We start from the raw sequence: 23,770 nt of genomic DNA on the forward strand, positions 1-23,770 counted from the left end.
TACCAGAGGAGAATGTGTATGATGGCTGAAACCAACTGCCCCTACTGCAATTTTGACGAATATGATGTCATTGCCAAAAATGATTATGGTGTGGTGTTGCCTGAACCGAATTCATTGTCCGAAGGTCACTGTGTGATCATTCCATTGCGGCATGTGGCCTCGTTTTTCGAAGTGACCGATAAAGAACGTAAAAGTTTGATGTCTTTACTGGAACAGGCACGCAATGAACTGCAATTACGTTACCAGCCTGCCGGTTTTCATGTCGGCTTTATTGATGGTGAAGTTTTTCAGGAAAAGGTAGAACATCTGCATATTCATATTATTCCGCGTTATGCAGGCAAGACCTTGAAGCTGGATGAGCGCTGGGGAATTAACGATTAACCGGGTTCTTGATCAAAAATAAATGCTCTACGGAGCATTTATTTTTATGAGAACAAGATTCTATTTCAGTAGATTCACATCTACGTTTTTATCCCACTTTTCACATTCCCACCCTGCTGATTCCGCTATACTAGCTGCTGCTTATTCGGTTGCTAGGTGTTCATGTTTGTATTTTCAGATGCCCTGTTGGAATGGTTCGATGTGCATGGTCGTCATGATTTGCCCTGGCAGGTGACAGATGATCCCTATAAAGTCTGGGTTTCTGAAATCATGTTGCAGCAAACCCAGGTCAAAACTGTACTGCAATATTTTGAACGATTTATCCAGCGTTTTCCGACTGTTCAGGACTTAGGTCAAGCCTCATGGGATGAGGTTGCACCTTACTGGGCAGGTCTCGGCTATTATGCCCGCGCCCGCAATCTGCATAAAGCTGCCGGCATCGTGACGGCACAGCAGCAGTTCCCTCAAACCCTGGAAGAATGGATGGCCTTGCCCGGCATTGGCCGTTCTACCGCGGGCGCGCTGATGTCACTCGGTTTACGTCAATATGGTGTAATCATGGATGGTAATGTTAAACGGGTATTGTCACGTTTCTTTGCCATTGAAGATGATCTGTCCAAACCGGTGCATGAGCGTGCCCTCTGGCAACTGGCGGAACAGCTCTGTCCTATCGAACGCAATCATGACTATACCCAGGCGATTATGGATTTGGGCGCAACCGTATGTACCCCGAAAAAGCCTTTATGTCTGTATTGTCCAATGCAGCAGCATTGCAAGGCACATCAGCAAGGACTGGAAAATGAATTGCCTTTCAAGAAGGCCAAAAAACCGGTTCCGGTACGCTCTGCTCAGGTCTTGCTGATCCAGTCAGGTAAAGACTGGCTCTGGCAGCAACGTCCCAATAGTGGTCTTTGGGGCGGTCTCTGGTGTCTGCCTATTATTGAAAATGCATATGAATTTGAACAGCAATGCCAGCAACTTGGCCTGAAAAATATCGTCAAAAAAATCCAGATTAGCCACAGCTTTACCCATTTTACCTGGCACCTTGACGCGATTGTTTTTACAGTAGATCAGGATCAGCCGGAACATCTGGCGATTGAACTGCAAGGCTGCTGGATGAGTCCGCAAACAGCAACCGATGCCGGTATTCCGACTGCCATGAAAAAATTGATCACTAGTGTCCATCTGTGACATAGTCTAGACAAAGCAGAATATCGATCAGCTCGACAAGAGCATTGCCAATATTTAAGGATGAATAAAGTGCGCCAATACCTTGCTTTGACATGGATTGCTTTCATCACTGTGCTGCTGGCTGCCTGTAGCAGTACACCAAAAAAATCCCCTGCTGTACAGCTCAACCCTATCCTCGTGCAAAAACTGAAAAGTATGCGAGTACCGTCCTCTCTGCCAATCCCGGTGGCACGCATACAAGCACGTGAGTTAACAGATACCTGGGGTGCTTCGCGCAGTCGCGGACGCCTACATGAAGGTATTGATATCATGGCTCCACGTGGAACCAAAGTCTTTAGCGCGACTGAGGGTCTGATTGCAGATTTACGTAACAACAATTTGGGTGGTAAAGTAGTCTGGATTCTGGGACCAGGCGGCTCCTGGCACTATTATGCGCATCTGGATGGCCATAAACGCGGCTTAAAAGTCGGTGACTATGTCAAAAAAGGCCAGCTGATTGGTTATGTCGGTAACAGCGGCAATGCCCGGCATACTGCACCACATTTACATTATGGAATTTATTTACAGGGCAAGGGCCGCGGTGTGGTCAACCCTTATCCCTATTTACGTTAATTTTAGGATATTTACATGTCAGAAGCGTTGATCAATCGTCTGGTGGAATTTGCTGAATCAGGCAATCAACAAAAAATTGTATTGAATGGTCAAACTTACCAGGGCTGGGTGATGGAAATTACCGAGGATGCGCTTCTGATCAGTACCGGTTATGCTGACAAGGCCGGTAAAGATATGTGGATTCAATTTAGCGATCTGGATCAGGCTGAACTGTCGTATTGGGACAATCAGCAGGATCAATGGACTGTGTTTAAATTATAAAAGCATCAAAACAAGGAGCATCACATGACTGTGCAACGCTGTGGCTGGTGCTCCGGTGATCCGCTGTATATCGCCTACCATGACCAGGAATGGGGACAGGCTCTGCTGGATGAAAATCGCCTGTTTGAAATGCTGTGTCTGGAAGGACAGCAGGCCGGTCTGGCCTGGATTACCGTTCTCAGAAAACGTGAAGCTTATCGTGAACATTTTTTTCAATATTCGATTGAGTCTATTTCTTCATTTACAGATCAACAACTCCAAATAAAACTTGAAGATGCTAGCCTGATACGGCATCGCGGCAAACTCAATGCCATTCGGGAGAATGCCCAAGCTTGGCTGAAACTGCAACAGCAAGGGATTAATCTGGTGGATTGGCTCTGGTCTTTTGCCCAGCAACCGCGACTGAATAATGATGTTGTGGATTATCGGCAAGCACCCGCTCAAACCATTGAGAGCCAGAAGATGTCTAAAGCACTCAAACAGGCTGGTTTTAAATTTGTCGGACCCACCATTTGCTATGCCTTTATGCAGGCCGTTGGTATGGTCGATGACCATGAAAATCATTGTGACTTTAAAACAATATCCTCGCATTTAAATAAGAGCTGAAATCATGTCGAATAATATTATTCAAGCTTATGCTGCCATGTCCGCAGGTGCGGAACTGGAACCTTATCAATTCGATGCCGGAGAACTGCAGCCGCATCAGGTCGAAGTCAAAGTGGAATACTGCGGTCTCTGTCATTCTGATATTTCAGTCATTAACAATGACTGGGGTTCTTCAGTGTATCCGGTCGTAGCAGGACATGAGATTATCGGCACCATTACCCATCTGGGTGCAGAAGCCAAAGGCCTGAAAGTTGGGCAACGGGTTGGCATCGGCTGGACAGCGGAAAGCTGCCAATATTGCGATCCCTGCATTTCAGGTCAGCAGGTGCTGTGTACTGGCGGTCAGGTGGCTACCATTATCGGACATGCCGGTGGTTTTGCCGACAAAGTGCGTGCCGGATGGCAATGGGTCATTCCCCTACCTGAAGATCTTGATCCTGAAAGTGCTGGTCCCCTGCTCTGTGGCGGAATTACCGTATTCGATCCGATTCTCAAACATCAGATTCAGGCCATTCATCATGTTGGTGTAATCGGAATTGGTGGTTTAGGTCATATCGCAATTAAATTGCTCAAAGCTTGGGGCTGCGAGATTACCGCTTTCACTTCAAATCTGGATAAAACCGATGAGCTGAAAGCCATGGGCGCTGACCATGTAGTGAACAGTCGTGATGTCGCTGCATTAAAAGCCCAGCGTGGCAAGTTTGATTTATTACTGAGTACCGTCAATGTCACCTTGAACTGGCAGGCTTATCTGGCAACTTTGGCACCGAACGGTACTGTGCATATGTTGGGCTTACCACTTGAGCCGATGCAGATTCCGGCAGGCATGCTGATTGGCGGAGCTAAATCAGTCACCGGTTCACCGACGGGTTCGCCGGCTGCCCTGCGCCAGCTGCTGAAATTTGCTGCACGTAAAAATATTTCGCCACAAATTGAAGTCTTCCCGATGTCACAACTGAATCAGGCCATTGAACATCTGCATTCTGGTGAAGCCCGTTACCGGATTGTACTTAAAGCAGATTTTACAGCTTAAATTTAGTTTGTTTTCATCTATTAGAAAGACCCAGCGATGGGGTCTTTTTTATTGTAGGGCTTCAGGCAAGATCGCAATAGGTGAAGGCTTGGCCAGCTCGGTCTTCATCTTTTGCAGCATCTGATAGGGTTGTTGTTGCACAAACATATTTACGAAGGTCAAAGGAATGGAACCTTCCGGATTGGCATAACCATAGGTAGAGACCTTAACCTTGTTATTGGCCAGTTTCTGAAAAGTCCAGTCGCCCTGATAATCGGTTAAACGCACATAATCTGGGTTTAAAGGATAGGTACTTTGGATGGCTTTATTCTTGATGGTGATTTGGCCATTGGCTTCCTTGATCATCTTGCCCTGTACAATCAGGTCACGGTCTTTTAAGGGAAATGGAAAATCCAGCACCATATACAGGGTAAAGTCACCTTTTTTATCATCGCGGGAGAGAATCTTGATGCTACCCATATAGGGAACCCACTGTACGGCATGCTCGACATTTAGAATCAGGGACACGGCATTTTCAATGGGCGCGGTATAGGTGGTTTCAGCTTTATACAGAAAGACCGGGTTTTGCTCATTCTGGTAGGTCCAGACCTTGATATTGTTTTTATGAATACTGAGTTTAGGCGTCCCGACAGGCTTGGCCTGCGCAATGGCACCAAGCGCCACTGCACAGAGCAGGAAAATCATTTTTTGCATTTTTTATTCGTCTTGTTTTAGTTTTAGATTTTTTTATAAATGATTTTAACTCGGTTTTAAACCTGAATATCATTAAAACCAAGCACGTCTTTCATATCATATTTACCGGCTTCACGGCCCACCACCCAGGCAGCAGCACGTACTGCACCGCTCGCAAAGTTCATGCGGTTGGTGGCTTTATGAGTAATTTCCACACGTTCCCCATCGGCAATAAACATCGCGGTATGTTCACCGACAATATCGCCACCACGAATGGTCTGGAAGCCAATACTTTTACGCTCACGCGGACCGGTATGACCTTCACGGCAATATACGGCATCTTCTTTCAGGTCACGACCCAAAGTTTCCGCAATCGCCTCACCCCACATCAAAGCTGTACCCGATGGCGCATCTACTTTGTGACGGTGATGTGCTTCAATCACTTCGATATCAACCGTATCGCCAAATACTTTAGAGGCCAGTTCAAGCAGTTTGATCGAGACGTTTACGCCCACTGAATAATTCGCTGCATAAACTACAGGAGTTTCCGTCGCAGATTGATCCAGATAGGCTTTTTGCTCGTCATTCATACCCGTCGTACCAATCACGATGGCAACACCGGCTTCACGGCAGATTTTCAGATGATTGACGGTCGCTGCTGGCGCAGTGAAATCAATCACGACATGACAGTCTTTGACTACATCGGTAAGGCTACCCACGACCTTAACACCTGTTGCGCCAATTCCGGCAAGTTCGCCAGCATCTGCGCCTAATAGTGTACTTTCAGGGCGTTCTACCGCAGCCGCCAATTGATAACCTGCTTCATGCACAGCCTGAATAAGGATACGCCCCATACGACCGCCTGCACCCAAGATCCCAATGCGTGGTGTAGCTGACATAACATAGTCCTGATGTTGATCCAAAATTGCTCTTACTATAGCAAAACTGCAGAATAACACTAAGATGCATTGCATAAAAATCAATGAAAATACTCAAAGATCGAAATCACTGATATTGATAAGAGTTTCAATCCGGTCTTTGGAATTATGGGCTAGATCTCATCCAGGTCGTCGGATATGGATCAATAGCACGCATGAACGTAACCGTCTTCAAAAAGTAGCTTTCAAATCAGATGAAGAACATTCAAGCTTCGGGGGCAGATTAGGATCGTCTAGAGTTTTTATTGTCTTTCAATTCAGCTCGGCTTATCTCTCATTGAAGCGACGAACCTGAGTCACTTAGGGATGATCTATACAATTTTGAAAATTTTTCCACTTAAGGTACTTTGAAAGCACATTTCAAAACTGGGACGAATATCTTCACCATCTACAGTGATATGTTTTATATTGGAATGAGATTGTGTTTTAGAAAAATGATGATCGACTGTTGCTTGAATAGCGTGTTGAGCCCCAAACTGATCCTTCACACTGATACTTTGTTTAAGCATATCTATACCTTTAATAATTAGTTAAAGTGGCAAAATATCCACTAAAAATTGATGTTTCTTAATTTTATCTTTAAATAACTTTATGATTTAACTTAAATAATTGATTTAGAGAAGTATAGAATGTACGGCCATCTAAGTTTAAATCTACCTCAACTCCAGATGAAAGAAGAACTCTTTTACCCACTTCAATTCTTTTTAAACCCTGACGTGTATTTTGCATTTTATTGAGAGGAATTAACGAAACAATAATTTCAGTACCATTTTTAGATTTTGCAATTAAATCATTTATTTTTAACAACTTGAATCCTGTTTTTCTAAAGATTTTTCCAATTTGGAAAATAACTTAAAATTAAATTTGAACGATAAAAAAGCACTTATTAAGTGCTTTTTTACTGTTTATTCTTGCTTAGATAGCAACAATATTTACAGCATTCGGTCCTTTTTGACCTTGAGCTACACTGAATTCAACCAGTTGGCCTTCCATTAAGGTTTTAAAACCTGAACTGGCGATTTCGCTGAAATGAGCAAAAACATCTGGACCTGATTCTTGTTGAATAAAACCAAAACCTTTAGTTTCGTTGAACCACTTTACAGTACCTTTAACAACATTTGAGTTTGACATAATATATCCTACTAATTTTTTAATAATTTTTAGTCAATTTATTGACTGAATATAACTTTGAAATAATAAAGAATGAGACTTAAAATCTGAAAAAAACGAAGGATTATGACTAAAACTGCGATACTTAAAGAAGATTTACCGAAACAAGACTTTTTTCTAGTTAAGTTAACTATACACGAAAAATTTAATTAATCAAGTTTTCTTATATATATATTTATTTTATTTATTAAAAATGAAACTTTAAAAATTTATAGTGATTTCAATAAGATTAAGCTTTAATTGTCATGATAACAAAATAAGAGTAATCTGCTGTACTGGTAAATTTGATAAGTAATGAATGCGATTATATAGCTCTGTAATAACAATATTGGCCTTTTTAATTTCGGGAATGATGCTTTTTTCTCACTTACAAAATATCTATCACCCTCCAAATTTGGACTCATACTTTCTATTTAGATAATGAAATATAAAAACAGAAACCGCTTTTTAGGCGGTTTCTGTTTTTAAGCTATACCTATCAACTAATAAATAGCATCTTCTAATCTAGAGTATCTTATCTACATAATAAAAAAGGACGCCGCAGCGTCCTTTTTTATTTTCATTCGATCAATCAAACAGACGATCAAAGAATGATTTTTTCTTTGGTGATGATTTGCTGTCTTCACCATCCATGGTTTCTTGCAGTTCTTTCAACAATTCACGTTGACGTGCAGTTAAATTCACTGGAGTTTCCACCACAATACGGCAAAGCAAGTCACCTTGCATGCTGGTACGTACCGGTTTAACACCCTTACCACGTAAGCGGAACAGTTTACCTGTTTGCGTACCTTCCGGAATTTTCAGGCTAACACGGCCATCCAGCGTGGGAATCTGAACTTCCTTACCTAGGGCTGCATCAGCAATTGATACCGGCACATCCATATACAGGTCAGCGCCATCACGCTGGAAGATTTCATGCTCGCGCACCACCACTTCTACGTACAAGTCACCTGACTGACCGTCACGGATCGCTTCACCCTTACCAGTCAAGCGTACGCGGTCGCCATTGTCCACACCCGCAGGAATAGTGACTTCCAATGTTTGCTGACGATCCGACACACCCGAACCATGACATTTATTACATGGATTCTTGATGATCTTGCCCTGACCGCGACAGGTACTACAAGTTTGCTGTACCGAGAAGAAACCTTGCTGCATACGCACTTGACCGGCACCATGACAGGTACGGCAGGTTTCTACATCGTTTGGATTTTGTGAACCCTTACCATCACAGGCGTCACACGGTGCCGGTGCAGTAAAAGTAATGGTTTTCTTGACGCCTTTGACCGCTTCTTCCAGGGTCAGTTCCATGACATAGCGTAAGTCGGAACCACGGCGTGCACGTTGCTGGCCACGACCACCGCCGCCACCAAAAGCACCACCGAAAATATCACCGAACTGGCTGAAAATGTCTTCTGCGCTGAAACCACCGCCGAAGCCGCCACCGCCGCCCATACCACCTTCAAAGGCCTGATGGCCCATACGGTCGTACATGCTGCGCTTTTCACCATCAGAGAGCACTTCATAGGCTTCTGCTGCTTCTTTGAATTTCTCTTCAGCTTCAGCATTGTCCGGGTTACGGTCTGGATGATATTTCATCGCCAACTTACGGTAGGCTTTTTTGATTTCATCATCACTAGCGGTTTTAGCGACGCCCAAAACCTCATAATAATCACGTTTAGCCATGTCTGGCGATGCTCCTCACGGAATTTGTTTAATATTCAACTGAGGTCTGAAATTGGGGTCAAACCGAGTTTTACAAGGGGAAATATGAAAAAATTATCAAATGGAGCGTAAAACGCTGTCCTTCAGAGCAGAGATATAAGCGACACGACATGAAATGTCGTTGGGTTTTTTTAAATCAACAACTTTAATTTATTATGAGCTAATATAAGCCCATGAAAACACTTAAATTACGCATAAAAGACAAACATTGCAAGGTGCTAGGTCAATTAGCATCTGAGGTAAACTTTGTCTGGAATTATGTGAATGATTTAGGGTTTAAACATTTAAAAAGAAAAGGTGAATTTCTATCGGCTTACGATGTAGCGAAATACACAAAAGGTGCATCTAAAGAATGCAGCCTACATAGTCAAACCATTCAGGCTGTGACAGAAGAATTAGTAACAAGACGCAAGCAATTCAAAAAAGCAAAGCTAAAATGGCGTGTAAGTAACAAGAAATCAGCAAGGCGCTCTCTTGGTTGGATACCCTTTAAAAAGGTTGCCGTTAAATATTCCGATGGCTTAATTCAATATGGAAAAAACAAGTTTGGCATGTGGGATAGCTATGGCCTAAGCAAATACACTGTAAGAACAGGTGCGTTTGTTGAGGATAGTCGTGGGCATTGGTATGTATGCCTTGTTGTAGATTTACCAAAGCAAGAGAAGCCTAAAGCGACTAAAGCAATTGGTATTGATCTAGGCTTAAAGGATATTGCTACCTGTTCTGATGGTACGGTCATTTCAAATCCCAAGTTCTACCGTAAATATGAGCAGAAATTGGGTATTGCTCAAAGAGCAAGAAATAAGAAGCGTGTTCGTGCATTACATGCCAAGATTGCAAACCGTCGTAAAGACCGTTTGCACAAAGCAAGCACTATGCTTGTTCGAAATAATGCACTGATTGTTGTAGGTAGCTTAAGCGCTAAAAAGCTTGTAAAAACTAAAATGGCAAAATCGGTTTTAGATACAGGGTTTTCAAAACTCAAAACAATGCTCAAGTATAAATGCGAGAACGCAAGTGTATTGTTTGAAGAAGTCAATGAAGCCTATACCACCCAGATCTGCTCGTGCTGTAAGCGAATATCAAGCAGTAGTCCAAAAGGTAGGGTTGATCTTGGAATAAGAGAATGGACATGCCAGAACTGCGGTACAGTCTGGCAGCGGGATTTGAATTCCGCCCTGAACATACTTGCGCTTGGGCATAAGCGTCTCGCAGGAGGAATCCTCTTGCTTTAGCTGGGGGAGGATGTCAAACGCTTTAGAACACAGCTTTATTTTGAGAGAATTTATAAATACCTTTAAACCAGGCATTGATCAGGAAAATAAAGGCAATAAAGCTGAAAATCACCCCGGTCACCACACAGGCTTTGACCCATAACTGGCTGTCCCAGGCAAAGAAAAACAGGGGAATAAACCACAGTGCAGCAAAGATCGCCAAAATGGTATAAATCACGATATTACGCATGATCCATAGTGCCTGTGCTTGTAACCAGACTTCAGCATAATCAACCTGGGTAACTTTACGGGCCAACCAGTAAGCAAAAAGTCCACTAAATAGCGTAAATAAGGCCAAAAACATGAAGACATAAGCCATCGCTACGGAACGTCGCATCTTGGTTAATGTAGTTTGAGTCATGTTTGGTTTAACCTCATTACCGGATTGGCAGTTCGGCCAATGCAGTAGTTACTTATTTTTTTAAATTATAAAAATCTCAGCTGCTACTATATTGAAAATTTCAATATTTCGCACCTGAAATTATGACAATTTTAAACAGAATTTAAACTTTTTTTCACTTTAAACCATTGTGCATATAAGGCAGGCAGGAAAAACAGGGTCAGAAGTGTCGCCACAATTAAACCGCCCATAATGGCCACTGCCATCGGCCCGAAAAAAATACTGCGGGACAAGGGAATCATGGCTAAAACAGCGGCCAGTGCGGTCAAGACAATCGGGCGACAACGGCGGACTGTGGCATTGATAATGGCATCCCATGGGGATTCTCCGGCCTGAATATCCTGCTCGATCTGGTCAATCAGAATCAGGGAATTTCGCATGATCATTCCAGAAAGCGCAATCGTCCCGAGCATGGCCACAAAACCGAAAGGTTTATTGAAAAGTAACAGGAATAACACCACTCCGATAATGCCTAAAGGCGCGGTCAGGAACACAATAAAGGCCCGTGAGATGCTCTTGAGCTGAATCATTAACAGGGTCATCACTACCGCCAGGAATAAAGGCATGCCAGCATTGACCGAGTTCTGTCCACGCGCGGATTCTTCGACCGTACCGCCGACTTCCAGCAGATAGCCATTCGGCAACTCAGCTCGAAGTTGGTGCAGTGAATCGTGTAATTCATTCACCACAGTGGCCGGCTGTAAGGCCGTGCGAATATCGGCACGCACCGTGATGGTCGGTAAACGATTCCGATGCCAGATCAAGCCTTCTTCAAAGCTATATTCAATGTTGGCAAGCTGTGCCAACGGTACCGAAGTACCACGTGACGTCGGTATCGCCAGACTGCTTAAAGAAGCGACATCAACGCGTTCAGCCTGCGCACCACGTAAACGGATTTCAATCAGTTCACGCTTTTCCCGATACTGATCAATGCCGGCCCCCAAAATCGAGCTGTTCAGCACATTGGCCAGTTCGCTGCTAGTCACGCCCAACTGACGGGCACGATCCTGATCGATCTCCAGTTTGATGACTTTGCTCGGCTCACCCCAGTCTAGATGTACATTGGTGGTATTCGGATTGTCTCCCACGGTGGCTGCAACTTTCTGCGCCCATTCACGAACCAGTCCCAGATCTTCACCAGAGACCCGGAACTGCAATGGATAACCGACTGGAGGGCCATTTTCCAGCAGGGACACCCGGGTACGGACTTCCGGTAATAACAGCCGAATCTGGTCACTCAAGGATTGACGGATTTCGTTACGATCTTCCAAAGAGGATGCCAGCACCACAAACTGGGCAAAACTGGTTTGCGGCAGCTGCTGATCCAGCGGTAAATAGAAACGCGGAGAACCCATCCCGACATAGGCCACATAGTTATCAATACCCTCTTGTTTCGATAAAAAGGCTTCGACTTTTTTTACTGCAGCTTCAGTGGCTTTCAGTGATGCACCTTCTTCAAGTTTGAGATCCACCAGAATTTCAGCTCGATTTGAAGGTGGAAAAAACTGCTGCGGCACCAGCTTAAACATTAAAATGGACAGGATAAAAATCCCGACCGTGGCAGCAATGACAGTTTTACGATAGGTCACACAGGCATCGACCCAACGACGAAAACCCTGATAAAACCGGGTTTGATAAGGATCATAATGTTCGCTGGCATGATGCACAATCGGCTGAGGTTCTGGCTGTTTGCACAGACGTGCCCAAAGCCGCTGATACCACGGTGCTTTTTGAATTAAATCTTTGTTGAAATCCGGTAAAAGTTTATCGCCTAAATATGGCACAAACAGTACCGCGGCCAGCCAAGATACCAGCAATGCGATGGTCACTACCTGGAAAATCGAACGGGTATATTCCCCGGTACTCGAAGCTGCAGTGGCGATCGGCAGAAAACCGGCAGCGGTAATCAGGGTCCCGGTCAGCATAGGAAAAGCCGTGGTGCGCCAGGCATGCCCGGCCGCCTGTAAACGGCTATAACCCTGCTCCATCTTAATCGCCATCATTTCAATGGCGATAATGGCATCATCGACTAGCAGACCGAGGGCCAGAATCAGCGCCCCCAAGGAAATTTTATGCAGTCCGACATCAAACAGCTGCATACCGGCAAAGGTCATGGCCAGCACCAGCGGAATCGAGAAAGCCACCACCAGACCGGTCCGGAAACCGAGCGAGAAAAAACTGACCAGCAATACGATAATCACCGCTTCTGCCAGCACTTTCATAAATTCGTTAATACTGCGTTTAACTGCCACCGGCTGATCGGAGACTTTTTGCAGTTCCATGCCGAGGGGCAGGGCTTTTTGCAGGCGGGCGAATTCCTGTTCCAGATTTTTACCCAAAGCAATGATGTCCCCGCCCTTGCGCATCGATACAGCAATACCAATGCCGTTTTCGCCCATAAAGCGCATCCGCGGTTGTGCCGGATCACTAAAGCCTCGATAGACTTCTGCGACATCCCCCAGCTGAATAGTTTTGCCATTGACCAGCAGCGGCATCTGTCTTAACTCTTCAACACTGTTTAATGCACCACTGACCCGCACCTGAATCCGGTCTGAACCGGTTTCAAAAAAACCGGACTGGGTGGTGGCATTTTGCTGCTGCAGGGCTTGCTGAATCGCCATGACTGGAACGCCCAGCTGAATGGCCTTGGTATTGGAAATCTCAATCCAGATTTTCTGGTCTTGCAGGCCAATCAGTTCAACTTTGGCGACATCTTTGACCCGTTGCAGTTGCAGCTGTAAGCGGTCGGCGTATTCCTTGAGGGTCGCATAGTCAAAATCTTTACCCTTGAGCACATAAATATTGCCAAAGGTATCGCCGAATTCATCATTAAAGAACGGCCCTTGTACTCCTTGTGGCAATTCATGCCGGATATCGCCCACTTTCTTGCGCACGTTATACCAGACATCCGCGACATCTTTCGAAGCCAGAGAATCCTTGGCAACAAAAGTCACCATGGATTCACCCGGACGTGAATAGGCCATGATGCGGTCATACTGTCCCGTGGTCATCAGTTCCTTTTCAATCCGGTCAGTGACCTGTAGGGATACTTCTTTGGCACTGGCACCCGGCCAATAGGTCTGGATCACCATGACTTTAAAAGTAAAAGGCGGATCTTCACTTTGTGACAGTTGGGAATAAGAGACAATGCCGATCAGACCCAGCAGGATCATAAAATACAGCACCAGACCTTTATTTTTTAAGGCCCATTCCGACAGGTTAAAGTTCATGCTTAACTCCCTGCCTGAATGGTCACACGACGGTTTTCACGATCAATCGGATTGATTTTTTGCTGGTTACGCAGCAGATGTACGCCGCCAATCACTACATAATCTTCCGGCTTGAGGCCACTGAGTACAGGAACACTGTCCCGGCCATAGGCACCGAGCTGAACCGGAACTTTACGCAAGGTATGATCCGGCTGGACCACCATCACATAAGCCTGCTGATCCGTTGCCGAGACACTGGATAGCGGCACACTGAGCATATTGTCGCGGCTGTGCTGAAAAAATACCCGGGCACTTTGCCCCAGCTGGATCTGACCATTGCCTTCACGTAAGGAAACTTTAACCCGAAAGGTCCGCGACTGGTCCGCTGCTGGTGAAATCTCGCGGACAAAAGCGGCAAATTCCTCTTCAGGTTTGGACCATAATGTCACTGTAGCTGCCTGTCCAACCTTGATCTCCGAAATAGCCTGTTCCGGTACGCCAATTACCACTTCACGCTCACCGGCAATCGCCAGTTCATACGCCGCCTGCCCGGCAGCCACCACCTGTCCTGTTTCTATATTGCGTGCAGTGATCACGCCGTTTCTGGTGGCAATCAGCTGGTTATAAGCAGTCTGGTTTTTAGCGGTATCGTAGTTGGATTGTGCCTGTTTCAGATTTGATAGGGCGGTCTTGTACTGGTTTTCGATCGCGTCATATTGTGAGCGGCTCACGGCATTGGATGGCAATAACTGCTTGAAACGTTGTAATTCATCCTGAGCAATCTTAGTAGCAGACTGCGCGCTTTCCAGCTGGGCACGTGCTGCATTCAGCTGCAGCTGGGCATCTTTGACATCCAGAGTTGCCAGGACTTGCCCGGCTTTGACCTGGTCACCCACATCAGCGAAGCGCTGGGTCACCTGCCCAGCGACCCGAAATGCCAGCGCCGTTTGCTGGCGTGCCTGCACATCACCGGCATAACTTTTTAATTCATGCTGTGAAGTGGTGGGTGTCGCCACCATGACAAAGGGAACTTCCTGTTGTGCTGCAGCAGTATCTTTGCTGCACCCGCTTAAAGTCACGCTGCAAAGCACCACCATGCCAGCCAATACGCTGTAAATCCTGCTCATCTTATTCGCTCTTATCTGATCGTCTTTTTTAGGGCAAACTATGCTGATATATTGAATTGCTTGTTTTTTAATTAATATACCACCCGGTACACTAATTAAAACTCAAGCTTCAAAGCAATGACCGTATTGACTTTTTTTGGAAGAAATTGTGCAAATACCTGTAGGACGACCCAAGGATCTGGAAAAGCGTCAGCGCATCCTCAGCGTGGCCAAAGCGCTGTTTTTAGCGCATGGCTATCATGCCTCCAGCATGAACCAGATTGCACGTGAGGCAGGTGTGACCAAGCTGACGGTGTATAACCATTTTCAGGACAAGGCGACCCTGTTTAGCTGTGCGATTGAGGATACCTGTGAAGCCATTCTGCATGAACATCCTCAGCTCTTGCAGCCGAGCAGTGACTTTGCGCAGGAGTTTTATCAGGCCTGTCAGCGCGCTTTAAATATTATTAATTTACCAGAAGCGATCAAGCTGGACCTGTTACTGATGGAACTGGCCTCGCAGCAAAGTCCTCTGGCAGAACAGTTTTATGAGGCCTCGCATAGCAAACTGGATGCAGTCTGGAATGATTTCTTTGCTCTGGCCCAACAGTACAGCTTTATTCAGGTCGATCTTCCAGAAAAACAGACCGAGCTGATCGTGTCCCTGCTGACCGGAACCCGTCATCAGAAAATCCTGCTGGGTCTCAGCCCTCCCCCTTCAAGCGCAGAACAGCAACAGATCATTAGCGAGGCCATTGAACTGTTTATGCTGAAATATGCTCTGCCTGACTAAAGCCTTCTCTCAGGATCGAGCACCGATAACCATATGTGGCCTAAAATTTGCTAAAAAAGCAGCCAATGCTCTGCAACTTTTGTCTCTAAGGGACTTGGATTGTCATGCAGTCGCGGTATAGTCAAAGCATGCATGTGAGGGAATAAAAAATGATTCAACAGATTGATGCACCACTACGCGAAGACGTACGCTTACTGGGTAATTTGCTTGGGGAAACCTTAAAATTACATGCCGGGCAGGATTTGTTTAATCAGATCGAGCAGATCCGTGCCCTATCCAAAGGCGCTCGCGATGGACAGGTCGAAGCAGAAAAACAACTGGAACAACTATTTTTGAGTCTAGAAGATGCAGAAATCCTGCCGCTGACCCGCGCCTTTACCCACTTTTTAAACTTTGCCAATATTGCCGAACAATATCATGTGGTACGTCGTCGCCGTCAGAGCGAGTTTGATGACACTGCAGAATCGCCCAATCCTCTGGTGCCTTTATTTGAAAAATTTAAACAGCAGGAGATTTCTGCCGATACGCTGTATCAGCAAATCTGTGAACTGAAAATTGAACTGGTTCTGACCGCGCATCCCACAGAAGTCAGCCGCCGTACCCTGATTCAAAAATATGACGGTATCAATAATGCCCTGTCCAAATTTGACCAGCAGAAACTGACTCCACGTGAACGTCAGGCAGTTCTGGCCGATCTGAAACAGCTGATCAGCTCTGCCTGGCAAACCGATGAAATCCGTCAGCATCGTCCAACTCCGATTGATGAAGCCAAATGGGGCTTTACCACCATTGAGCAGACCTTGTGGAATGCGGTTCCGAAATTTATCCGGGAACTGAATAGCATGGTCACAGAACAGTGTGCTCAGAACCTGCCCCTAGATGTGGCACCGGTACGTTTTGCCTCCTGGATGGGCGGTGACCGCGACGGCAACCCGAATGTGACCCATACCGTCACCCAGGAAGTGCTGTGGCTGTCGCGCTGGAAAGCAGCCGACCTTTATGTACGCGATATTGAAAACCTGCGCTGGGAACTGTCTATCCAGCAATGTAGCCCGGAAATTTCCGAAGCCTTGGGCCAGCCCCATCCTGAACCCTACCGTGAATATTTACGTGACACCCGTACCCGCCTGAAAGCCACACGGCACTGGCTGGCAGAAAAATTAAAAGGCAATGATGCCGATGACAGTCTGGTGATTAAAAGTAAAGACGAACTTTTACAGCCACTCCTGACCTGCTACCGTTCGCTGATGGACTGCAATCTGGCCGAAATTGCCAATGGCAGCCTGCTGGACTTTATTTACCGGGTCAACAGTTTTGGGATCGAACTGCTAAAACTGGATATCCGTCAGGAATCGGGTCGTCACCGTCAGGCGATTTCTGCGATTACCGAATATTTAGGACTGGGGAATTTTGAAACCTGGACTGAACAGGCACGGCAAAACTTTTTACTGCAAGAGCTGCAAAGCAAACGTCCGTTGCTGCCAAAACATCTGAATGAGCCAGCAGGCAGCCTGATTGAACATCCGGATGTACAGGAAGTGTTTGCCACCATGCGTACGCTAGCCGAGCAACCGAGCGAATCTCTGGGTGCTTATATCATCTCGATGGCGGAATATCCAAGTGATGTGCTGGCGGTTTTATTGCTACAGAAAGAAGCCGGCATCAAGCAGGCGCTACGGGTGGTTCCCCTGTTTGAAACCTTAAAAGATCTGGATGGCGCAGCCGCAACCATGTCGACCCTGTTCAATATGCACTGGTACAAACAGCATATTCAGGGCAAACATGAGGTCATGATTGGCTATTCGGATTCTGCCAAGGATGCTGGTTTTATGTCGGCCAACTGGGCCCAATATCGTGCCCAGGAAGAACTGACCGCAGTTGCCCAACAACATGGCGTGCAATTGACCCTGTTCCATGGTCGTGGCGGTTCAATTAGCCGTGGCGGTGCGCCAACCCAGCAGGCACTCTTCTCTCAACCGCCAGGGTCGATTTCAGGTGCGATCCGGGTGACTGAACAGGGCGAAATGATCCGTTTCAAATTCGGTCTGGAAGAAATCGCCCTGCAGAATCTGGAAATTTATACCGCTGCAACACTGGAAGCGACCTTACTCCCGCCACCTGAACCCAAACAGGAATGGCGCGACTTGATGCATCAAATGACCGAGCTATCGGTGCAGGTCTATCGCCAGACCGTCCGGGAAAATCCGCATTTTGTGAAATACCTGCGTACCGTCACGCCAGAACTTGAACTGCAAATGCTGCCACTGGGTTCACGGCCGGCGAAACGTAAAGTCAGTGGTGGGATTGAATCACTGCGAGCGATTCCCTGGGTCTTTGCCTGGACCCAGATTCGCCTGATGTTACCGGCCTGGCTCGGTACCGGTGCTGCATTAAATGCGGTACTGGATCAGGGACAACGCACGGTACTGGATGAGATGCTGGCAGAGTGGCCGTATTTTCAGACCCTGATTGATATGCTGGAAATGGTACTGTCCAAAGCCGATGCCAATGTGGCGCTATATTATGAATCGCATTTGACTCAGGATGAAGATCTTAAAGTTCTGGGAACAGAACTGCGTCAGCGTTTGCAGGATGCTGTACAAACCCTGTTGAGCTTAAAAGGCGAATCGAAACTCCTGAGCAGTAACGGTGTACTGGATCAGTCGATGAAAGTACGTAAACCCTATTTGTTACCGCTGCACTTACTGCAAGCTGAACTGATGAAACGTCGCCGTTTATATCTGGAACAGCAGCAGGCTGAAAATACCCCGGTCGATCATGCCTTAATGGTCAGCATTGCCGGCATTGCAGCCGGTTTACGTAATACCGGCTGATTTTTCGCCCTCGCATTCAAAGCACATCCTGGTGATGTGCTTTTTTTGTACATGAATTGGCCAAAACCACTCACTGCATCGTATTTTTTATAACTAAAATAACAAATCTTTATGAGTGAATTTTAAGCATAGCTATATGATTAATCCACTGATTTAACGCTACTTTTATATTAAAAATATTTACCAATTGATAAAAAATAAATAAAAGTCAATGAATTAACTTGAACAAAAAGTTGAAAGGAGTGATTAAAACTTCCAAAAAACCGGAGTATGATGTGCACAATTTATCTTTTGAGTGCTCATTTTATGTCCAGTTGGTTTCCCAAATGGCGCCCGTATGAGGGCAGTATCGATGCACGACCAGTAGGTACCGCAGAGTATTTGCCACCCGCACAAACGGTAGTTTTGGGTGTACAGCATGCCTTTGCCATGTTTGGCGCAACCGTACTGGCACCTTTTTTAATGGGCTTTGATCCAAACCTGGCAATTTTAATGTCAGGGATCTGTACCATCCTGTTCTTTTTAATCACCGGTGGCCGGGTTCCAAGTTATCTAGGTTCAAGCTTTGCCTTTATTGGTGTGGTCATCGCAGCAACTGGTTATGCGGGTGGTGGCGGACTGAATCCGAATATTGGCGTTGCAGCAGGCGGGATTATCGCATGTGGCATCTTCTATGCGCTGATGGGCTTTCTGGTCATGGCGACGGGCACCCGCTGGATCGAAAAGCTGATGCCACCGGTAGTGACCGGTGCCGTGGTGATGATCATTGGCCTGAACCTTGCTCCAGTCACGGTTAAAAGCGTCATGGGCAACACCTTTAATATGTGGATGTCTCTCGTTACCGTGATGTGCATGGGCTCGATTGCCGTCTTTACCAAAGGCCTGCTGCAACGCCTGCTATTATTGGTCGGTCTGTTACTGGCCTATCTGATCTATTTCATGCTCAGCAATGTCATGGGTTATGGCACTGCAATCAACTTCCTTCCCATTCAGCAAGCAGCCTGGTTCGGTTTACCGACCTTCCATGCACCGACCTTTGAATTGAATGCCATGCTGATCATTGCGCCGATTGCCTTGATTCTGGTGGCTGAAAATCTGGGCCATATTAAAGCCGTAGGTGCGATGACCGGTGAAAACCTGGATCCGCATATTGGTAAAGCCTTTGTTGCAGATGGTATTGCCACGACTTTAGCGGGTGGTGTGGGTGCGCCGGGTATGACCACCTATGGTGAAAACATTGGCGTGATGGCCGTAACACGGGTCTACTCGACTATCATCTTTGCCGTCGCGGGTGTCTTTGCTGTGTTCCTGGGTTTATCGCCTAAGTTTGGTGCGATTATTCATACGATTCCGACAGCGATTCTGACCGGTGCTTCGATTATAGTCTTTGGTTTGATTACTATTGCTGGTGCCAAAATCTGGATTGAGAACAAGGTCGATTTTTCGCAGAACAAGAACCTGATGGTGGCTGCGGTGACCATTATTTTAGGTACGGGTGATTTTGCCCTGACTTTTGGTAGCTTCAATCTGGGTGGTATTGGTACGGCAACGTTTGCAGCCCTGTTCTTAAACTGGTTCTTCAGTCTGGTCGATAAAAAATAAAATTCAGCGATGCCTGGGCACAGCCTGTTGCAAGCAAAAAGACCGAACATATATGTTCGGTCTTTTTGTAGCCTAAAACAGTCTGTCTAGAATGAACTGTTTTAAGTGACTGGCAATTGATTCACGTTGGCTTATTTCTGTTTTTTAAGCGCTTGCTTCAGTTGCTTCAATTTGCCTTTATGTTTTGAAATCTTTTTCAAACGTGCTTTGATTTCTTGCTTTAAAGATTTAACTTGCTTAGCCATGGTATTACTCCCTAGTAAGGCTATTCGTTAGGCTTGTGTTGTTTCACAAAACCACGAATAAATTTTCTTAATTCACGAGCAGCACTAGTATCCAGTTCTTCGCAGAGACGAATAAATTCATCACGCTCCGTACTCTGAATACGAATTAAAAGTTGTCCATCTTTCTTGCCTGTCTTTATTTTTTTTATTTGCTCGCTCATTGCTTATCTCTCCAAAATAAAGACTGCTTTGCAAAAGATGTATATACAATATATATACTTTTTAAATTAAATCAAACTTACATTGTAAAAATATTTAATAAAATCAATTTCTTTTTTTTACTACAATTTCTATAAAACCGTGCAAAGCCTGTCCAGGCAAGGCTTTAGGCAATTGGCTGAATGGGCTTTTTATGGATAAATTATTTTTGCAAAAAGGCGATATTATGCTTAAAAATCGCCATGGCTACAGCAAGATCTCCTGCATAGCTTGAAGATCGTCCGGCGTAGTTGAACTGAAATGAGCCTGTTTAAGGACGAAACTCTTTCAGTTCACGTTGAATAAAGTATTGGAACATTTCACGGTATAGATGTTCAATAAACTCCTGATCGAGGCCCTGCTTTTGCGCCAATGCCCTAACATTTTCTACAATCTGTTCCATACGTTCTGGTGACTGCAAATCGGTTTCGGTTTTTTTGAAACGGGTGGTTTGATCAACATAAAATTGACGCGCAGCGATCAGCTCAACTAAAGCTCTATCAATGGCATCGATCTGTTGACGTGCATGTTCTAGTGATTCAGCTTTGATCTTTTCCATGTTTTTTCAGTTCACTTTCAGTTTGATTATTACTTTTATACTTTTCTTCTAACACATTACTGAAAATACTTTCAATCATCCAGACCCGATATAAGCTATTAAATGTATAACTTTGATCATCTATCCGCAGTTCCAGTACCGGAAAGTTCGGCTGCGACTTCATTTCACAGAGCATATCATTGTCCTGCAGCTTCACCAGAATATCGTTCTGGGTCAGATCTACAATATTTAACTGTTGCTGCAAAAGTTTGAAATGGGGTGCATAAGACAGGTCTTCACCACGGGTCCAGACAGCCTGCAAGATCTGGTACATCGCCTCAATCCGCTGCTCCTCGGGACAGCTATAAAATAACTGTGCCATTGGCGCAATCGCCTGCTCGGTCGGTCGGCAAAACGGGGTAAATTCTACGTCCGTCCGTTTGGATAAACGTGTGGCCAGACTCCAGTCAAACTCATCCCGGCCACGATAGGACAAGGGATAGACATTCAACTGGATATTATAATAATCGGCCAGTTCTTCCTTGATATAGGCCAGCAAAAGCCAGGAGATCGGATCTTCCAGCGCGATATACAAGTCCAGTTCCGGATCCATCGACTGGATCTCGTTCAGCTCTTCAGCATCACTGATCAGATGCTCACGCCATTCAATGTGATCGATCATAAAAATCGGATTACCGGTCAGCAGTTTTTGCTGCTCCAGACGCCGGGTCAGACGCAACAGGTCATCGACTGCCTGATACTGGCGTCCGCCTAAATTAAAATAGCTGGCCAGAATCGGGGTCTGGTCAAAAATACGTTCGGGAAAGTTCTGTGGCTGATGATGACGACTGGCCATGGCATAAAGGGTTCGTAATTTTCCGGTCTGTTTTTGCCACAACATATGAAACACATCTTCCAGCAAATACAGAAAATCCTGCCCGCGCAGCGGGGTATGCCGTAAAATCAGTTCCGCCTGTTGCAAGGCTTCAGCGCTGGGCAATTCTGGCGTGTCATGAAAACTAAAACGATGCTGTTTCGACAGAATCTTGGCATCATTTAGGGTGTAGTGCTGCCATTCATCAAAAGACATCTGATTTGGGGGGGCTGCATGCGAACTGGAAATAATTACTTTCAGCGGCTTGAGCTGCGGACTTAAAATTTCTTCGAGCTGGGGCAGCTGCTGTACCGCCAGATAGCTGTACACATCATCCAGTCTTAAATGGATACTCAGCCCATCTTGAATAGATAACACCGTTTGACGGATTGGTTTCTGGTAAAACCAACTCGATCGGATTGGATCAAACCAACGGCGTAACAGGGACATGAGTTCGGCCTCGACAAAGATGACGGTGTGCAGTTCAAAAAATTGAATCTGTACAGAATAATCTATTTTTAAGATCGCAGAGCCAAAGCCCTGCATGGTGTAAAAACTTATATCAAGTCTTGACATACTCCCGCCACTTTCGACTAGCTCAAGTGGGGGATTCTAAAAGCAAAAGCTCTTAGGTGACTTCCTCACGGATTTCACTTGCTTTCTGCTTCACAGGGCGACCTTTACCGCATCTTCCCTCGACAGACAAAACGGTGTGTCCCACCGCTAAAATGTTACGAGAAGCGTTAATATCTGCATTCTCGCTAAAACCACAACTAACACACTCAAACTTAGCCTGAGTAGGTCTATTTTCTTTTGCAACGTGACCACATGAACTACAAGTCTGACTTGTATATTTAGGGTCAACTTTAACGAGTAAACCACCTCGCCATTGCTGTTTGTACACCAACATATTAACAAGCATTGACCAACCTTGATCTAGGATTGATTTGTTCAAGCCTGATTTAGCTTTAACATTCTTTCCTTTTTCTTCGATTGAGCCTTTGGCTGACTTCGACATATTGGCTACTTTTAAGTCCTCAACTACGATCATTGCGTGGTTTTTGCTGAGAGTTGTCGTGACTTTGTGCAAGTAGTCATGCCGAATATTGGCAATATGATGATGTAATTTATTGATCTTTAAATTAAGTTTTTTCCAATTTTGACTAAATTCGGTTTTCTTTCTCAACTTGCGTTGAAGCCTAGCCAACTTTACTTGATTGGCTTTAAAACTATTGATTGGGTCAAATACCTGACCTGTTGATATTGTAATTAATTGCTTAATGCCAAGATCAACACCAATTGCAGATTTTGATGGATGAATTGGTTGTTCGATTTCACGGTTAGTACAAAATGAAACATACCAAAGCCCACAAATTTTCTTAATTGTAATACTTGTGATTTTACCAACAATTTCTTGTGATTTTTTAAATCTTATCCAACCTGTTTTTTTAGGCAAAGAAACTCGATCACCAATAACCTCACAATCTGCAAATGGAAGTCTAAAAGATTGCTCACCATCTGATTTCTTCTTGAATCTTGGCATGAGTGGTCTAAGCTGAATCTCACCACCATCAGCCAATTTAAAAAAATTGGGTTTACGTGGTTTCCGCTTGTTTTGCTTTAAACGAGCTTGTTCTTTTTTGTTGTAAAACTTACCCCATGCTTGAGCAAGATCACGTATTTTTTGCTGTAAGCAAGCTGAATATGTTTGACCAAGAAAAGAAAATTCAGGTGTTTTTTTAAGGGGCACTAATTTTTTTTCAATGCTTTCGTAACGAATATATTCATCTTTAGCAAACATTTCAAATGATTTAGCGAGAATTTGATTCCACACAAAACGAGCAGAACCTATTGCTTGATTAAGCAATATTTCCTGTTCTTGGTTAGGCAGAAGCCTAAACTTGTAGTGTTGTGAAATCTTCATTAAATCATTGTTTATAAAAGAATTGTAGTGTTTAAATTATAGCAAAAATAAGCAATAAAACCAAGAAAACATTATCTTTAATATGGCTATCGCCACTCGCTTGTATCCTCCACCTGACTGTCGGTGAGGGTCTTACGCCCGATTA

Annotated in this window: 23 protein-coding genes; 10 read left to right on the top strand and 13 right to left on the bottom strand. The window is 45.0% G+C overall.

Features of this window, described 5'->3' with window-relative positions:
* Window positions 1–21 precede the first annotated feature (21 nt).
* The 6 genes from J7649_RS10135 (at window position 22) to ahr (ending at window position 4,084) form a co-directional block, all read left to right on the top strand.
* Window positions 22–381 (top strand): HIT family protein, encoded by a 360-nt coding sequence (locus tag J7649_RS10135; protein WP_026055739.1) that lies wholly within the window; start codon window positions 22–24, stop codon window positions 379–381.
* A 162-nt stretch (window positions 382–543) separates the two neighbouring features.
* Window positions 544–1,572: an A/G-specific adenine glycosylase gene (gene mutY, locus J7649_RS10140; protein WP_420868612.1), complete on the top strand. Its 1,029-nt coding sequence runs from the start codon at window positions 544–546 to the stop codon at window positions 1,570–1,572.
* A gap of 60 nt (window positions 1,573–1,632) precedes the next feature.
* On the top strand, window positions 1,633–2,184 hold the full coding sequence (locus tag J7649_RS10145; protein WP_420868614.1) for a M23 family metallopeptidase: 552 nt from the start codon (window positions 1,633–1,635) through the stop codon (window positions 2,182–2,184).
* 15 nt (window positions 2,185–2,199) lie between these two features.
* Window positions 2,200–2,445: a hypothetical protein gene (locus tag J7649_RS10150; RefSeq protein ID WP_004647674.1), complete on the top strand. Its 246-nt coding sequence runs from the start codon at window positions 2,200–2,202 to the stop codon at window positions 2,443–2,445.
* A gap of 24 nt (window positions 2,446–2,469) precedes the next feature.
* Window positions 2,470–3,051 carry a DNA-3-methyladenine glycosylase I gene (locus tag J7649_RS10155; RefSeq protein WP_219307829.1) on the top strand — a complete coding sequence of 194 codons (582 nt, stop codon included), beginning with the start codon at window positions 2,470–2,472 and terminating at the stop codon, window positions 3,049–3,051.
* 4 nt (window positions 3,052–3,055) lie between these two features.
* Complete coding sequence (ahr, locus tag J7649_RS10160; RefSeq protein WP_219307831.1) at window positions 3,056–4,084, top strand: NADPH-dependent aldehyde reductase Ahr; 1,029 nt, start codon at window positions 3,056–3,058, stop codon at window positions 4,082–4,084.
* Window positions 4,085–4,132: 48 nt separating this feature from the next.
* On the opposite strand, the gene J7649_RS10165 is transcribed toward ahr, so the two are convergent.
* The 6 genes from J7649_RS10165 to dnaJ all read right to left on the bottom strand — a co-directional run bounded on the left by J7649_RS10165 (window position 4,133) and on the right by dnaJ (window position 8,550).
* Entirely contained in the window at window positions 4,133–4,777 is a 645-nt protein-coding gene (locus tag J7649_RS10165; protein ID WP_208462277.1) for an START domain-containing protein, read from the bottom strand.
* 56 nt (window positions 4,778–4,833) lie between these two features.
* The gene (gene dapB / locus J7649_RS10170; protein WP_219307833.1) at window positions 4,834–5,655 is read right to left on the bottom strand and encodes a 4-hydroxy-tetrahydrodipicolinate reductase; all 822 of its coding nucleotides are present in this window, start codon (window positions 5,653–5,655) and stop codon (window positions 4,834–4,836) included.
* A gap of 350 nt (window positions 5,656–6,005) precedes the next feature.
* Window positions 6,006–6,203, bottom strand: a complete 198-nt coding sequence (locus J7649_RS10175; protein WP_004280859.1) for a hypothetical protein — start codon at window positions 6,201–6,203, stop codon at window positions 6,006–6,008.
* A 70-nt stretch (window positions 6,204–6,273) separates the two neighbouring features.
* Window positions 6,274–6,501 (bottom strand): hypothetical protein, encoded by a 228-nt coding sequence (locus J7649_RS10180; protein WP_004647679.1) that lies wholly within the window; start codon window positions 6,499–6,501, stop codon window positions 6,274–6,276.
* 108 nt (window positions 6,502–6,609) lie between these two features.
* Window positions 6,610–6,825, bottom strand: coding sequence for a cold-shock protein (locus tag J7649_RS10185; protein ID WP_004280856.1), 216 nt, complete (start codon window positions 6,823–6,825; stop codon window positions 6,610–6,612).
* A 606-nt stretch (window positions 6,826–7,431) separates the two neighbouring features.
* Window positions 7,432–8,550, bottom strand: a complete 1,119-nt coding sequence (gene dnaJ, locus J7649_RS10190) for a molecular chaperone DnaJ (RefSeq protein ID WP_208462279.1) — start codon at window positions 8,548–8,550, stop codon at window positions 7,432–7,434.
* Between the two features lie 212 nt (window positions 8,551–8,762).
* On the opposite strand from dnaJ, the gene J7649_RS10195 reads away from it, so the two are divergent.
* Window positions 8,763–9,824 (top strand): RNA-guided endonuclease InsQ/TnpB family protein, encoded by a 1,062-nt coding sequence (locus J7649_RS10195; RefSeq protein ID WP_219307835.1) that lies wholly within the window; start codon window positions 8,763–8,765, stop codon window positions 9,822–9,824.
* Between the two features lie 22 nt (window positions 9,825–9,846).
* Here the strand turns inward: J7649_RS10195 and J7649_RS10200 are convergent, their stop codons facing one another.
* From J7649_RS10200 to J7649_RS10210, 3 genes are all read right to left on the bottom strand, one after another.
* Entirely contained in the window at window positions 9,847–10,224 is a 378-nt protein-coding gene (locus J7649_RS10200; RefSeq protein ID WP_164542996.1) for a sodium/proton-translocating pyrophosphatase, read from the bottom strand.
* 131 nt (window positions 10,225–10,355) lie between these two features.
* Window positions 10,356–13,493: an efflux RND transporter permease subunit gene (locus tag J7649_RS10205; protein ID WP_219307837.1), complete on the bottom strand. Its 3,138-nt coding sequence runs from the start codon at window positions 13,491–13,493 to the stop codon at window positions 10,356–10,358.
* A 2-nt stretch (window positions 13,494–13,495) separates the two neighbouring features.
* The gene (locus J7649_RS10210; protein ID WP_005268198.1) at window positions 13,496–14,599 is read right to left on the bottom strand and encodes an efflux RND transporter periplasmic adaptor subunit; all 1,104 of its coding nucleotides are present in this window, start codon (window positions 14,597–14,599) and stop codon (window positions 13,496–13,498) included.
* 148 nt (window positions 14,600–14,747) lie between these two features.
* Here J7649_RS10210 and J7649_RS10215 point away from each other — a divergent pair, with 148 nt between their 5' ends.
* From J7649_RS10215 to J7649_RS10225, 3 genes are all read left to right on the top strand, one after another.
* The gene (locus J7649_RS10215; RefSeq protein ID WP_005268199.1) at window positions 14,748–15,371 is read left to right on the top strand and encodes a TetR/AcrR family transcriptional regulator; all 624 of its coding nucleotides are present in this window, start codon (window positions 14,748–14,750) and stop codon (window positions 15,369–15,371) included.
* Between the two features lie 149 nt (window positions 15,372–15,520).
* Entirely contained in the window at window positions 15,521–18,205 is a 2,685-nt protein-coding gene (gene ppc, locus J7649_RS10220; protein ID WP_005268200.1) for a phosphoenolpyruvate carboxylase, read from the top strand.
* Window positions 18,206–18,511: 306 nt separating this feature from the next.
* Entirely contained in the window at window positions 18,512–19,807 is a 1,296-nt protein-coding gene (locus J7649_RS10225; protein ID WP_004728924.1) for a solute carrier family 23 protein, read from the top strand.
* Window positions 19,808–20,072: 265 nt separating this feature from the next.
* Here the strand turns inward: J7649_RS10225 and J7649_RS10230 are convergent, their stop codons facing one another.
* From J7649_RS10230 to J7649_RS10245, 4 genes are all read right to left on the bottom strand, one after another.
* Window positions 20,073–20,252, bottom strand: a complete 180-nt coding sequence (locus J7649_RS10230; RefSeq protein WP_004280844.1) for a hypothetical protein — start codon at window positions 20,250–20,252, stop codon at window positions 20,073–20,075.
* Window positions 20,253–20,560: 308 nt separating this feature from the next.
* Window positions 20,561–20,848: a chorismate mutase gene (locus J7649_RS10235; RefSeq protein WP_219307839.1), complete on the bottom strand. Its 288-nt coding sequence runs from the start codon at window positions 20,846–20,848 to the stop codon at window positions 20,561–20,563.
* On the bottom strand, window positions 20,829–22,151 hold the full coding sequence (locus J7649_RS10240; protein ID WP_219310102.1) for a hypothetical protein: 1,323 nt from the start codon (window positions 22,149–22,151) through the stop codon (window positions 20,829–20,831). The genes J7649_RS10235 and J7649_RS10240 overlap by 20 nt, the downstream gene beginning before the upstream one ends.
* 178 nt (window positions 22,152–22,329) lie before the next feature.
* Window positions 22,330–23,625: an RNA-guided endonuclease InsQ/TnpB family protein gene (locus J7649_RS10245; protein ID WP_219307841.1), complete on the bottom strand. Its 1,296-nt coding sequence runs from the start codon at window positions 23,623–23,625 to the stop codon at window positions 22,330–22,332.
* Between the last annotated feature and the right edge of the window lie 145 nt (window positions 23,626–23,770).

The organism is Acinetobacter lwoffii (genome assembly GCF_019343495.1).
Taxonomy (GTDB): domain Bacteria; phylum Pseudomonadota; class Gammaproteobacteria; order Pseudomonadales; family Moraxellaceae; genus Acinetobacter; species Acinetobacter lwoffii_P.